Origin of the sequence: Sphingomonas kyeonggiensis (assembly GCF_014204495.1) — a bacterium.
Taxonomy (GTDB): domain Bacteria; phylum Pseudomonadota; class Alphaproteobacteria; order Sphingomonadales; family Sphingomonadaceae; genus Sphingomonas; species Sphingomonas kyeonggiensis_A.
Genome location: NZ_JACHLN010000002.1, coordinates 661,020 through 674,843, shown reverse-complemented (window position 1 = coordinate 674,843; position 13,824 = coordinate 661,020). Strand labels below are relative to the sequence as shown.

The following is a 13,824-nucleotide window of genomic DNA, read 5'->3' as shown; positions in this document are numbered from 1 at the left end:
AATCCCGTCATGCTGAACTCGTTTCAGCATCCAAGGTGCGGCAGGCGGTAACGCCTGAGCCTCCTGTCCTTCGTCTGCGGAGAGTTGGACCCTGAAACAAGTTCAGGGTGACGGGGACGCATGTGACGTCGGCTTCTGCCCGAAACCCTTCCTTACACGCCCCGCTCTCGACACCCGCGCCGTCCGCGGGTTACGCTATCGAAAAATCGGTATGGAGAGCCAGGATGCTGGGTGGAATGCAGGATTTCGAGCTGCGCGTTACCACGCTGCTCGATCACGCGGCGCGCGAGCATTGGGGGCGGGAGATCGTCACTCGCTGGGCGGACGGCAGCGAGACGCGGACCACCTGGGCCGGCATCGCCCGGGACAGCCGCAAGCTTGCCCAGGCGCTGGAACGGCTCGGGGTGAAGAAGGGCGACCGCGTCGCCACGCTGGCGATGAACCATGGCCGCCACCTCGTTGCCTGGTATGGCACCGCCGGCATGGGCGGGCTGATCCACACGATCAATCCGCGCCTGTTCGAGGACCAGCTCGCCTTCATCGCCAACCATGCCGAGGACAAGGTGCTGTTCTACGATCGCGCCTTCGCGCCACTGGTCGAGAAGCTGAAGCCGCAATGGACGACGATCGAGCATTATTACTGCTTCGACAGCGACGGTCCGGACGGGTTCGAGGCGCTGCTCGCGGCCGAGGACGGCAATTATGAGTGGGTGAAGGGCGACGAGCGCGAGCCCTGCATGATCTGCTATACCAGCGGCACTACCGGCAATCCCAAGGGCGTGGTCTATACCCACCGCTCCAGCGTGATCCATGCGATCGCCGAGATGCAGCCCGACGTGTTCGACCTGTCGGCGCGGGCCGTGGCGATGCCGATCGTGCCGATGTTTCACGCGGTCGGCTGGGGCCTGCCCTGGGCCGGCGCGGCTGCCGGGATCAAGTTCGTCTTCTCGGCGGTCAACGACCCGCTGGTGCTGTGTGACCTGATGAACCGCGAGAAGGTGACGCACACCGCCGGCGTGCCCACCGTCTGGTTCGCGATGTTCCAGCATATGGACGCGACCGGCGAGGAGCCGAAGCATCTCAAGATCGTCACCATCGGCGGATCGGCCGCGCCGCGCGCGATGATCGAGCGGCTGATGAAGATGGGCATCCGCGTCAATCACGCCTGGGGCATGACCGAGACTTCGCCCATCGGCACGATGGGCGCGCCTTCGTGGAACTGGGACGATCTCAGCTTCGAGGAGCAGGTCGACCAGGTCTGCAAGCAGGGCAAGGTGCCGTACGGCGTCGAGCTGCGCGTGGTCGATGACGAGGGCAATGTGCAGCCGCGCGACGGCAAGAGCTCGGGCCGGCTCCAGGTGCGCGGTCCGTGGATCGTCGAGCGCTATTTCAAGGCGGATGAATCCGCGGTCGATCCCGACAACTGGTTCGACACCGGCGACGTCTCGGTGCTGCACCCGGACGGCACCATGCAGATCACCGATCGCGCCAAGGACGTCATCAAGTCCGGCGGCGAGTGGATCAGCTCGGTCGACCTGGAGAATGCAGCGGTCGGCTGCGCGGGCGTGGCGGAGGCGGCGGCGATCGGGGTCTATCACCCGAAATGGGAGGAGCGGCCGATTCTGCTGGTCGTCCGCAAGCCGGGCAGCGACGTGACCGCCGAGCAAGTGCAGGCGCATCTCGCGAGCCAGGTCGCCAAATGGTGGCTGCCCGACGAAGTCCATTTCGTCGAGAGCCTGCCGCACACCGCCACCGGCAAGCTGCTCAAGACCGCGATCCGGGCGCAGTACAAGGACTTCAAGCTGGCGGCCGCCTGATTTCGGGTGACTCCTTCCATCTGGTGTGGTGTAATAATAACACACCAGGGTGGAGGGGCTTGTGAAGCGTAAGATCCTGCTGGGCATGGCGGGCGCTCTGATCTCGCTCGCGGCCCCTGCGGTTGCGAAACCGGCTATGTATCCGGTCGCCACGGCCAGGGTGGATTTCGACGCGACGCTTACCCGCCAGAAGGATGGCAGCTGGGTTCTCGACTATCGCTTCCGCCGGAAGGCCCCGGCATGGTTCTTCCTGCGCTCCTTCCCCAAGCTCGACGGCACTTCCTGGCGGCTCGACAGCTGGACAGTGGAGACGCCGGGCGTGAAGCTGGAGCGGCAAGGCAATTACGATGTGCTCGCCGCCGGCAAGGGGATGCTGCAGCGCGTTCGCATCCGGATCAGGCCCTATGGCCAGTCGCTCAAGGCCGACTACACGCCCTATCTGCTGTTCTCGGACGGTGGCGTCGCGGTCTATGACGCGCATTACGGGCTGGTGCCGCTCAAGGCGGCGGCCGATGCCGCGGCGCTGCCCTCGGACCTCAACGACCTCAAGATCGAGAACCCGCGCGGCACGCTGGCCATCGCCAATCCGGGCGGGACTTTGCTCTACAAGGGGATGACGACCCCGGGCCAGGCACGGGGCGATTTCGAGGGGGCGGGTGCCTATGCCTATTCGGGCCCGGCCCGGCCGATCGAGACGGCGGCGTTCGCCGGTATCCTCGATCCCGGCCTGCCGGCATGGATCCGGACAGAGCTCAACGATTTCACCCCGCGCCTGTTCGCGCTCTATCGCGACCGTCTCGGCCCCAATGCTTCCGGCCGACCGATGGCGCTGGTTGCCTGGGGTGGCGCGGACATGCCAGGCCAGTCCTATGGCGGCAGCGTGCTTGAAGGCACGGTGGTGATGCGGATCAGCGGGACGAAGACAGCGGATTCCTCGCCCGCCGGCCTGTCCAGGCTGCGCTGGTTCATCGGGCATGAAAGCGCGCATTTCTGGATGGGGCAGACGGTCAGCTATGAGCGCCGCGCCGATGCCTGGATCACCGAAGGCACGGCCGACGTGCTGGCGATCCGCGCGCTGCAGCAGCTGGTGCCCGGCTATGATGCGCGCGGGGAACTGCAGCGCGAAGTCGATGACTGCATCAAGAACAATGGCCCCGGACTGCCGCTGTCGGGGGCTTCGGCACGGGGCGACATGCGCACCAACTATGCCTGCGGGGCGACCCTGTTGCTCGCAGCGGAAGCGGCGGCGCGGAAGCGCGATCCCAATGCCGACGCCTTCACCTGGATCCGCGGGCTGATCGACGCCAACCGGGCGGATGGGAAGGTCAACCAGGCCGACTGGCTGGCGGCCTTCGCGGCGGTAAGCGATCCGGCGCTGACCGCGAAGGTCCGAGACTATCTCGACAAGGGCGTGGACGACCCTGCCGCCTTCCTGGCCAGTCTGTTCGAGACGACGGGTGTAGCCTTCACCCGCAAGGATGGGCGGCTGATATTGGCCTGATCTCCTCCCCGGGGGTGCCCCGGGGAGGAGGCTGGATCGTCACATCCCGGCAAAGGCTGCGGTGACTTCACCCGCCTTGGCGTCCTTGAAGCGGGCGCAGTTGCGGATGCCTTCCACCGCGCGGTCGAGCGACAGCGTGCTGCCGCCCTCCGCCCGCAGCTTGGCGTCGACGGTGTCGGCCGCGGCAAGGCTGCACTGCGACTTGAACATCTGCGCCGAGCGGCCCGAGAAGATGCCGCCGCCGCCGGTGAGCTTCGCGAACTCGTCGAAATGGGCGAGCATATAGTCGAGCGCGGCATCGCGGGTGTCGGCATCGTTCATGAAGGTCGCCGCCGCGAACAGCCGCTCGCGCGGGGTGTAGCGCGCGTCGTTGAACTCGGTGAAATACCATTTCGCGACATCGGCATTGCCCGAAGAGGCGATCGCGCGGAACGCCGCCTGGCGCAGGCCCGGCGTCTTGCCGGCCAGCGCCGTCTCCGCAAGCGTCTTGGCGAAGGGCACGCCGCGATCCTGCACCGTCACCGCCAGCGCGAGCGGTGCGTAATCGCCGTCGAGCGCCTTGGCGTCACCCGCCAGCCGGGCATCGGCGGCGGCGCTCAGCTTCGCGCGCAGCGCCGCGTCATGGCCGTTGTCGGCGACGAAGCCGACCAGCTGCTCGCGCAGCTCGGCGGTGTCGGCATTGTCGCCCTCATGCGCGCCGGCCTTGGGATCGAAGCCGACCTTGGCGAGCATCGGGCCGTAGATATCGACGAACAGCTTGCGATAGGCGGGCTGGGCGGCCGCGCCGATCAGGCCGCGTTCGCGCAGGCCGGCAAGGCGCGCGCCGTTGTCGAGTTGCATCTTGGTCTTGGGATGGGCAGCCATCGCGCGGGCGAGCGACACCAGCTGCGCGGTCTTCGCCTTGCCGGCATAGAAGCTGGCCCACAGGCTGTCGTCGAGCGCCAGCGCCTCGCCGGTCGGCAGCGTCGGCGCGGCGGTGATCAGGGAATCCCAGTCGGCCGGATCGAGGTCGAAGCGATAATAGCCCCACCCGCCGGCATTGGGCACCAGCGTGCCCGTGCCATTGGCGACGATCGGCGCGCTCGGCTTGTCGAGCAGGGTGCAGTTCTTGGTCTCGCCCTGGCGGACGCAGACCGGCACGATCCACTGCTCGGCAGGCGCATTGGTGCCGAAATAGGCGAAACGCTGCTGGCTGGCGGTCAGGATGCCGTTCTGGCGGTGGAAGGTGACCACCGGCACGCCCTGCTGGTCGACGAAGCTCTTGAGCGACGCGAGCACGCGCGGGTCGTGCGCGGCGTCGGCGAGCGAGCCGAAGAACTGCTCGGTGCTGGCATTGCCATATTTGTAGCGCGACATGTGGAGGCGGACGCCAGCCTTGAACTTGTCGTCGCCCATATAGGCGGCGATCATGCCGACGACCTGGCCGCCCTTGCCATAGGTGATCTGGTCGAACGCCGCGTCGATATCGGCGTCATTGGTGATCTTCTGGTGGATCGGGCGACCGGCGACCAGCGCGTCGAGATCCATCGCGTCGAAGCCTTCGGAGATGGCATCGACGCCGATATCGAGGTCCGGGCGCCATTCATTGCCGATCCGGTAGCCCATCCAGTTGGCGAAGCTCTCGTTCAGCCAGATGTCGTCCCACCAGGCCGGCGTGACGAGATCGCCGAACCACTGGTGCGACAGCTCATGCGCCACGACCATGCCGAAGGTCTGCTTGCGCGAGGTGGCGTCGCTCTCGTCGACGAACAGGATGCCGTCGCCATAGATGTCGGCGCCCGCATTCTCCATCGCGCCCGGCATCACCGGCGATCCGATCTGGTCGAGCTTGGGGAAGGGGAAGGGCTGGCCGAAATACTTCTCCAGCAGTGCGACGATCGGGCCCGAATTATCGAGCGCGAACTGCATCTCGTCCTTGTAGGGCTTGGTGCCGACGATGCGCAGCGGCAGCGGGGCCTTGCGCTGGGCGGTGGCGGGCACCTTGCCGGCAAGCGTCTCGAACGGGCCGACGACAAAGGCGACCAGATAGGTCGGCAGCGGCTTGGTGGCGATGAAGCGATGCTTGACCAGCTCGCCGACCTTGGTTGCCTTGCCCGTCTCCGGCGCATTGGTCAGCGCGACGAAGCCCGGCTTGGTGGTGAGCGATACGGTGAAGGGCGTCTTGAACCCCGGTTCGTCAAAGCCCGGGAAGGCCGCGCGGGCGTCGATCGACTCGAACTGGGTCCAGCTGTACCAGTCGCCCGCCACGTTGATGCGATAGGGGCCCGAGGCACCACCGCCGAACGCCGCGTCATAGTCGAACTTCAGCGTGATCTTGCCCGGCTGCACGGTCTTGCCGAAATCGATCTGGGCAAGGCCATAGGGGCTCTTCTGGGTGAAGGTGAGCGGCACTTCCCGGCCGCCGACCAGCGCCACCGCCTTGGTCACGTTCAGGTTGCGGCCGTGCATCCAGACCGTCTGTGCTGCCTTGTTCAGCTTCACATCGATCTCGGTATGGCCGCTGAAACGCGGCTTTTCCGGAATGATGGTGAGGTCGAGCCGATAGGCGAGGGGCGTCACCGTGTCCGGCAGCTTGCCGGTAGGCTGGGCGTCCTGGGCATAGGCGATGGCGGGAAGCGTGAGAGCGAAAGCAAAGGCAAGCGCGCGCATGGGGTATCCTTGTGGTCTGGCGATGGACTAGGCCTGCGGCCGAAGCAGCGCAATCGGCGTGTTAGGTGGTTTCGGTTACTGTATGTTTCCGTAATGTGTCAGTGTGCGAAACAGGGATATTGTCCCTTCAGATCTTCGGATCTCCGGGCGGCGTTGGATCCCTCTTTCCGCCGTCCGGTCTTATCCTTCTCAGGCCACCCGTTGCGGTGGCCGTTTTTTTATCCGCTCTTTCCCGAGAAGATCGCCATTGCGCCTTGGTATGGGGTGGGTATGGTAGCGCTATCATAATAATGGGCTAGGGAGAGGGATATGGGGCTGATCGCGCGCCTTGCGGCGCTGGTCCTGTTGCTGGGCGCCGCGGCGCCGCCGGGCGAGCGCTGGGTAACGGCATGGGCGACGTCCCAGATGATCCCGGGCAACAATGCGCTTCCCGCCGAGGATCTGAAGGACGCGACGCTTCGCCAGATCGTCCGGATCCAGATTGCCGGACAGAAGCTCCGCGTCCGCCTGACCAATGCCTATGGCACCCAGCCGCTGCGAATCGGTGCGGCCACGATAGCGCGGAGCGCTGACCTCGCCTCGGCGCGGATCGATGCCGCCAGCCTAGCCACGCTCAGCTTTGGCGGCGCGAAGAGCGTCACCATCCCGGCAGGCGCCGACTATTGGTCCGATCCGATCGACTTGCCGGTCAAGGCCGGGGCGAATCTCGCGATCACCCTATATTTGCCCGAGGCGCCCACGCAGCAGACCGGCCATCCGGGTTCGCGCGCGACAAGCTATTATGTGCATGGCGACCGCACGCGTGACGCCGATCTCGCGGACGCGAAGAAGGTCGATCGCTGGTTCCAGATCGGCGCGATCGAACTGGCATCGCCCAAGGCTTCGGCGGTGGTGATCCTCGGCGACTCGATCACCGATGGCTATGGCGTACCAGCCAACAGCAACGCGCGCTGGACCGACGCGCTGCAGCTCCGCCTGCGCGCCAACCCGGCACTGGCGGACATGGCGGTGCTCAATGCCGGGATCGGCGGCAACCGGCTGCTCAATGACGGGCTCGGGCCCAATGCGATGGCGCGGTTCGACCGCGAGGTGCTCAGCTATCCGGGCGTCACGCACCTGGTGATCTTCGAGGGCGTCAACGATCTCGGCACGCTGACCCGCGATGCTCCGGCGACGCCCGAGGCGCATGCCGCGCTGGTCGAGGGGATGATCGGCGCCTATCGCCAGATGGTCGCGCGGGCCCGTGCGCACGGGATCAAGGTGATCGGCGCGACGATCACGCCCTATGGCGGTTCGGGTTACTATCACCCCGATGCCCAGAACGAGGCCGATCGCGCCGCGGTCAATGCCTGGATCCGTACCCCCGGCAATTTCGACGGGGTGATCGATTTCGACGCGGCGATGCGCGACCCTGCTGCACCGACGAAGCTCCTCAAGGCCTATGACAATGACGGGCTCCACCCTTCCGTCGCCGGATACCAGGCGATGGCGGATGCGGTGCCCTTGTCACTGCTGTCGGCCAGGGTGACCGACAAGGGGAAGGTGGCCGCCGCGCCTTCCACCCCGGCGCCGATGATCGCCTTCACCTTTGACGACCTCACCGCGCATGCGCCGCTGCCCCAGGGATATACCCGTGTCGGCATTGCCGAGCAGATCATCGCCGCGCTCAAGGCCGGTGGGGCGCCGGCCATCGGGTTCCTCAACGGTATCCAGCTCACCAACGAGCCCGCCTCCGCGCCGGTGCTCGACAAGTGGCGGGCTGCCGGGCTGGCGCTGGGGAACCATGGCTGGAGCCATGCCAATCTGAACGACCTGACCGACCAGCAATTCCTCGCCGAGCTCGAGAAGAACGAGCCGATCCTGAAGGCCAGGGCCGGCACCAGCGACTGGCACTGGTTCCGCTATCCCTTCCTGTCCGAAGCCAGTGCCGATCCGGAACGCCGCGCCCGCATCCGCAAGCTGCTGGCCGGCAAGGGCTACAAGGTCGCCGCGGTGACCATGGATTTCTCGGACTGGGCCTATAACAACGCCTATCCCCGCTGCATCGCCAAGGGCGACAGCGACGCCATCCTCGCCATGGAGCATGCCTGGCTCGGCGCCGCATCGGTCCAGGCCGATCGCTCGCGCGAGCTGGCCCGGAAGCTGTACGGCCGCGACGTGCCCTATGTGCTGCTGATGCACCTGGGTGCGTTCGATGCGCACATGATGCCCAGGCTGATCGCCCTGTACCGCGAGAAGGGCTATCGCTTCGTGTCGATCGAGGAAGCCCAGCGCGATCCCTATTATGCCGCGGACATGAACCCGGCACTGCCGCCGCAACCCCAGAATTTTGAGCAGGTCGCGACAGGCAAGGGATTCGAACTGCCCAAGGCGCCGCAACTGCTTCCGCTCGATACGATGTGCAAATAGCGCTCAGAACAGCTCCCCCTGCGGACCGCTCGGCGGCCTGAACAGGTCGGTCCGCAGCCGCAGCACTTGCTGGTCTAGCCCGTAGCGCCTCGCCGCCATCCGGAACCGCGTGCGCAGCAGCTCGGCCCAGGGGCCGTGGCCGCGGAAGCGGGTGTGGAAATTGGGATCATTGTCCTTGCCGCCGCGGATCGACTGGATCGTCGCCATCACCTTGCCCGCACGATCGGGGAAATGCGCATCAAGCCAGGCGCGGAACAGCGGCGAGACCTCGTGCGGCAGCCGCACCGGCAGGAAGAAGGCCGTCCGCGCCCCCGCCGCCGCCGCCCGCTCCAGGATATGCTCGAGCTCGTGGTCGGTGACGTGCGGGATCACCGGCGACAGCGAGACGAACACCGGCACCCCGGCATCGGCGAGCTGCCGCACCGCCTGCAGGCGCTTCTCCGGATGCGGCGCGCGCGGCTCGACGGTCATCGCGATCCTGGGATCGAGCGAGGTGACCGAGACCATCACCGCCGCCAGCCCCTTCGCCGCCATCGGCGCCAGGATGTCGAGGTCGCGCGTCACCCGGTTGGACTTGGTGGTGATCGTCAGCGGATGGTCATGCTCGGCCAGCACCTCGATGCAGCCGCGCGTGATCCGCCACTCCGCCTCGATCGGCTGATAGGGGTCGGTGTTGGTCCCGAAGGCGATCGGCCGGCAGACATAGCCGCGCTTGCCGAGCTCGGCGCGCAGCAGCGCCGGCGCATCGGGCTTGGCGAACAGCCGGCTCTCGAAATCCAGCCCCGGCGACAGGTCGAGATAGGCGTGGGTCGGCCGGGCGAAGCAATAGATGCAGCCATGCTCGCAGCCGCGATAGGGATTGATCGAGCGATCGAAGGAGATGTCGGGCGACTGGTTGCGGGTGATGATCGTCCGCGCCCGCTCGACCGTTACCGTGGTGCGCAGCGGGGGCGGGGCATCGTCCAGGTCCGCGCGTGCATCGAGCCAGTCCCCGTCCGCCTCGCGCCCGGGGAGGTTGAAGCGGCTGCTCGCCTCGTTGAGGGTGGCGCCGCGCACCGGCCGACTCTTTGCCATTGACAGAAGTTAGGCGCGACATCAGAACATAGCAAGAACATTGGAGGATTTCATGGCACGGATCAGCTATCTCGAACTGCCCTCGAAGAACGTCGCCGGCACCCGCGATTTCTACGCCAGGGCGTTCGACTGGCAGTTCACCGATTTCGGCCCGGACTATGCGGCGACCACGACGGGCGACACCGATCTCGGCATCAACGGCAGCACCGACCATGTGATCGAGCAGCTGCTGCCGATCATCGAGGTGCAGGACCTGGAAGCCGCGCTCGAGGCGGTGAAGGCGGCGGGCGGCGAGATCGTCGTGCCGATCTTCAGCTTCCCCGGCGGCCGCCGCTTCCACTTCCGCGATCCGGCGGGGAACGGGCTGGGCGTGTTCGTGAACGAGCCGGACGCGGAATGATTGCCGAACGCCTGCGCCGTGTTAGGGTGGCTCGATAAAGCCAGGGCGAAGCACATCATTCTTCGCCGACGCAGGGGGGATTGTATGCGTGGGATGTTGATCGCGGCCGCACTGGCGGCCGGCCTGTCGGCGGCACCGGCGATGGCGCAGAAGGGCGATACGGCGCGGCTGGTCGACATCTCGCGGCCCGAGGAAGTGGTGAAGCTGCTCCAGAGCGAAGGCTACAAGGCCGAGCTCAAGAAGCATGAGGACAGCGGCGATCCCTATATCGGCAGCGCCGCCAACGGTTCGCCCTTCACGATCGAGTTCTATGATTGCAGCGCGGCCAAGGGCTGCACCTCGATGCAGTTCTTCTCCTGGTACAAGAAGAAGCCCTGGTACGATGTGGCGATGGCCAATCGCTGGAACGCCAAGAAGCGCTTCCTGCGGATCGTGATCGACAAGGACGGCGACCTGTCGACCTGGATGGACGTCACCACGATCGGCAAGGTCAGCTACGCCAATTTCGCCGACACGATCGACTGGTGGTCGTCGATGACCGGGGACCTGTTCACCTTCATGGACGACGAGGAAAAGGCGTTCACCGAGAAGAAGTGAGGTGGCTGCCCGCGCGTGACGATGCGTGGCGGTCCTGCGGCGGGCATGCTGTCAGCAAGTGCGCGGCGGCGGGTCCGGACCGGAACGATCGGAATGGGAGCAGCGAGGGGGGATCGATGCGCAATTTGATGATCGCGGCGGCAGTGCTGACCGGTGCCTGGACGATGCCGGTCACGGCGCAGACGGCAGGCCAGCCACCTTGCGGCAAGGACCTGGTCTGCGCCAACGCGCCGCAGACCGTGCTCGCGGCGATGGAGAAGGCGGGTTTCAAGCCCAAGATGTCCGCCGACAGGGACGGCGATCCGATGATCGAGGGTCAGGGCATCTTTCGTTTCAACGTCTTCTTCTATGGCTGCGACAAGCAGCACGTGAATTGCGATTCGCTGCGCTTCGAGGCGCTGTTCGTGAAGGCGCCGGAGAACACCCCGGCCTTTGCCAACAAATGGAACGCCGGCAAGCGCTTCCTCCAGGCGTCCGTCCATGCGGATGGGCAGCTGGGCGTCGCCTATGACGTGGCAATGGTCGGTGGGCTCAACCAGCGCAATTTCAGCGATGTGCTCGATTGGTGGAATTCGCAGCTGGAGGAGCTGGCGGCGTTCTTCAAGGCGGAGCTGACGCCGGCGGCGCCGAAGAAATAGGGCTTCGCGAAATTCTCCGGCGCGGCCTGCCTGCTCTCCTCCCTTTCAGGGGGGAGGATCAGTCCCGGTTCCCGTTCCCCGGCGAAGGCCGGGGCCCAGTTGCAACGGAGTTCGAGAGGCTCCCGCGCCATCGATAGTGCACCGAGCCTGGGCCCCGGCTTTCGCCGGGGAAGCGGGAGGGTATTCGCCGGGGGCGCCGGGAGGAAGTGGCGGATGGTCCGATGCCCATTCCTGTCACGCTGGACTTGTTTCAGCATCCAATTTTCCTCCAGCGATATCGCCTGAGGCACCTTGGACCCTGAAACAAGTTCAGGGTGACGATGGGGGTGGGTGGGGGGAGGTCTCTCCCCTCAGCGCTCCTCCAGCCGCGGCAGCAGCTCGACGAAGTTGCAGGGCTTGTGGCGGATGTCGAGCTGGGTGGCGAGGATGCCGTCCCAGGCGTCGGTTACCGCGCCGGTCGAGCCGGGCAGGGCGAAGATATAGGTGCCGCGGGCCACGCCGGCGGTAGCGCGGGACTGGATCGTCGAGGTGCCGATCGACTGGTAGCTGAGCCAGCGGAACAGCTCGCCGAAGCCCGGGATCTCCTTTTCCTGCACGCGGGCCAGCGCCTCGGGCGTGACGTCGCGGCCGGTGACGCCGGTGCCGCCGGTGGTGAGGATCACTTCGACCTGGGGATCGTCGATCCAGCCGGTGAGCCGGGCGGCGATACGGTCAGCATCGTCGGTGATGATCTCGCGGGCGGCGAGGATGTGGCCGGCGGCGGAGAGGCGCTCGACCAGGCGGTCGCCCGAGCGGTCGTCGGCCAGGGTCCGCGTGTCGGAAACCGTGAGCACCGCGATCCGCACCGGGCGGAAGGCGATCGCGTTATCGATTGGCATTGCCGTCCTGGTGGAAGGCGAGCTTGCGCGCGCTGAGCTTGACGGCGGCCGGGCCCTGCATGCCGGGGAATTTCGGCCACATGCCCTGGGCCAGCGCCTCGCGGCTGCTCGACTTGCGGCCCTCCTGGTTCTCGTACATCCAGTAGTTGCGGAGCACGACCATCACATAGCCGCGCGTCTCCCAATAGGGGATGCTCTCGATATAGAGCAGCGGATCACCGCCGTCCTTGATCAGCGCGTTCCAGTTGGCGACCGGGGTGGGGCCGGCATTGTAGGACGCGATTACCTTGGGCAGCAGGCCGCCGGTGAAGGGCTGGTCGCGCAGCTGCTCGAGATAGGACTGGCCGATCTCCATGTTGACCGACGGCTTGGTCAGATCGCTGGCGGCATAGTTGACGCCGTGGCGGCGGCCGATGTCGATCGCGGCGCCCGTCTTGACCTGCATCAGGCCCATCGCGCCGGCGGCGCTGCGGATCTCCGAGTTGAAGCGCGATTCCTGGAGCGTGTGGGCGAAGACCAAAGCCTTGTCGACGCGCCAGCCGCCGGCCGGGGTCCAGTTCGGCGCCGGATAGCGGGCGGCGGTGAGCGGCTGGGTGCCCTGGGGGCAGTTATGGGTGAGCCAGAGCTGGGTGGAGGGCAGGCTCAGCCGGCCGGCGAGGCGGGTGAGCGCGACATGCTCGGAAGGCGAGCCGATCTTGGCCTGGTAGCGCAGCACCTCGTCGGCCAGGCCGTCCTCGTCGATCTCGACCAGGGCGGCGGCGACGCGGACGTTCGGGCGGCGCTCCAGCGCGCGCCAGTCCTCGGCGACGAACTTCTCGGCCTTGGCGGGCTTGTCCTCGATGCCGAGCGCCGACTTGGCGAGCAGGCCGTAGAAAGTCTCGCCATATTGGGTGGCGGCACGCAGCTTGACCTCGACCTTGTCGGGATGGCCGCACGCCATTTCGGCGCGCGAGCCCCAATAGAGGCCGGCGGAGCGCAGCTCGGTATCGGCGGCGCGGGTGGCGACCCGCTCGAAGGCGGCGGTGGCACCGGCGCAATCCTGCTCGCGCCAGGCGGCGAGGCCGGCGACCCAATCGGCCTGCGGAGCCCAGTCGCCCGCGCCGTCCTGCGCCTTGGCGGCGACGCGGCGGGCATTGTTGTCGTCGCCCGCGACATAATAGATCCAGGCGACCTTCTGCTGCCACTCGGTGCGGGCCTCGGGCGTGAGATCGGCTTCGAACCTGCTGACCACGCCTTCGGCCTCGAGGCCCTGGTCCGCCTTCACATAGGGCTGGATGGCGAGCGCGATCTCGGTGGCGGCGGTGTCGCTCTTGATCGAGCGGGCGCGCTGGCGGACCGGGGCGCCGTCATACCAGACGAGGCGGGCGGCGGCGGGAATGGCGGGGGTGGAAAGCGCGCCGCGGGTCTTCGCCATGCGGCTGAGCTGATCGGCCTGGGGCAGCTCGGGCGCGTCGCCGATCAGCTGGAGCAGCGGCGCGAGCTCGACCTTGGGCGAATTCTTGGCGGTGTAGAGCTCGGCGCGGGCGATCGCGTGGAGCGGGCCCGGCTTCATCGAATCGAGCTGGATCTGCGCGTCCTGCCAGCGCTGGGCGCGGATCGCGGCGAATACCTTGCGGTATCCGTCCTTCTGGTCGCTGTCGAGCTGCGAGGGGATGCCGTCGCCTTCGCGCAGGGTAGGGGCGCCGGCGCCGTCCTCGGCGGGCGTGGAATTGGGGTTGGTGCTGCCGCCCGGAAGATCGGCGGGGTTCGCAGTGTCGCCGCCCGAAACATCGGCGGGGCTTGCAGTGTCGCCGCCCGAAACATCGGCGGCGTGGGCCAGCGCCGGCGACACGAGCAGCGCGGCGGCAAGCAGGATACGCAT

The 13,824-nt window shown here is 66.8% G+C and carries 10 protein-coding genes; 6 read left to right on the top strand and 4 right to left on the bottom strand.

The window, feature by feature from the left end; genetic code table 11:
- Nucleotides 1-224 precede the first annotated feature (224 nt).
- Both HNP52_RS10880 and HNP52_RS10875 read left to right on the top strand, forming a co-directional pair.
- Nucleotides 225-1,817 (top strand): long-chain fatty acid--CoA ligase, encoded by a 1,593-nt coding sequence (locus HNP52_RS10880; RefSeq protein WP_184166701.1) that lies wholly within the window; start codon nt 225-227, stop codon nt 1,815-1,817.
- A 61-nt stretch (nt 1,818-1,878) separates the two neighbouring features.
- Complete coding sequence (locus HNP52_RS10875; RefSeq protein WP_184166699.1) at nt 1,879-3,318, top strand: hypothetical protein; 1,440 nt, start codon at nt 1,879-1,881, stop codon at nt 3,316-3,318.
- A gap of 39 nt (nt 3,319-3,357) precedes the next feature.
- On the opposite strand, the gene HNP52_RS10870 is transcribed toward HNP52_RS10875, so the two are convergent.
- Nucleotides 3,358-5,967 carry a M1 family metallopeptidase gene (locus HNP52_RS10870; RefSeq protein WP_184166697.1) on the bottom strand — a complete coding sequence of 870 codons (2,610 nt, stop codon included), beginning with the start codon at nt 5,965-5,967 and terminating at the stop codon, nt 3,358-3,360.
- A gap of 309 nt (nt 5,968-6,276) precedes the next feature.
- Between HNP52_RS10870 and HNP52_RS23290 the strand changes: the two genes are divergently transcribed.
- Nucleotides 6,277-8,376, top strand: coding sequence for a GDSL-type esterase/lipase family protein (locus tag HNP52_RS23290; protein WP_184166694.1), 2,100 nt, complete (start codon nt 6,277-6,279; stop codon nt 8,374-8,376).
- A 3-nt stretch (nt 8,377-8,379) separates the two neighbouring features.
- Here the strand turns inward: HNP52_RS23290 and HNP52_RS10860 are convergent, their stop codons facing one another.
- Complete coding sequence (locus HNP52_RS10860; RefSeq protein ID WP_184166692.1) at nt 8,380-9,450, bottom strand: PA0069 family radical SAM protein; 1,071 nt, start codon at nt 9,448-9,450, stop codon at nt 8,380-8,382.
- 52 nt (nt 9,451-9,502) lie between these two features.
- Between HNP52_RS10860 and HNP52_RS10855 the strand changes: the two genes are divergently transcribed.
- From HNP52_RS10855 to HNP52_RS10845, 3 genes are all read left to right on the top strand, one after another.
- A complete protein-coding gene (locus tag HNP52_RS10855; RefSeq protein ID WP_184166691.1) occupies nt 9,503-9,850 on the top strand; it encodes a VOC family protein in 348 nt (115 codons plus the stop codon).
- An 84-nt stretch (nt 9,851-9,934) separates the two neighbouring features.
- Nucleotides 9,935-10,447: a YbjN domain-containing protein gene (locus HNP52_RS10850; RefSeq protein WP_184166688.1), complete on the top strand. Its 513-nt coding sequence runs from the start codon at nt 9,935-9,937 to the stop codon at nt 10,445-10,447.
- A gap of 116 nt (nt 10,448-10,563) precedes the next feature.
- A complete protein-coding gene (locus HNP52_RS10845) occupies nt 10,564-11,085 on the top strand; it encodes a YbjN domain-containing protein (protein WP_184166686.1) in 522 nt (173 codons plus the stop codon).
- A gap of 350 nt (nt 11,086-11,435) precedes the next feature.
- Here HNP52_RS10845 and moaB read toward each other — a convergent pair whose 3' ends face one another.
- Together moaB and HNP52_RS10835 are read right to left on the bottom strand one after the other, a co-directional pair.
- On the bottom strand, nt 11,436-11,963 hold the full coding sequence (gene moaB, locus HNP52_RS10840; protein WP_184166683.1) for a molybdenum cofactor biosynthesis protein B: 528 nt from the start codon (nt 11,961-11,963) through the stop codon (nt 11,436-11,438).
- Nucleotides 11,950-13,824: a lytic transglycosylase domain-containing protein gene (locus tag HNP52_RS10835; RefSeq protein ID WP_184166680.1), complete on the bottom strand. Its 1,875-nt coding sequence runs from the start codon at nt 13,822-13,824 to the stop codon at nt 11,950-11,952. The genes moaB and HNP52_RS10835 overlap by 14 nt, the downstream gene beginning before the upstream one ends.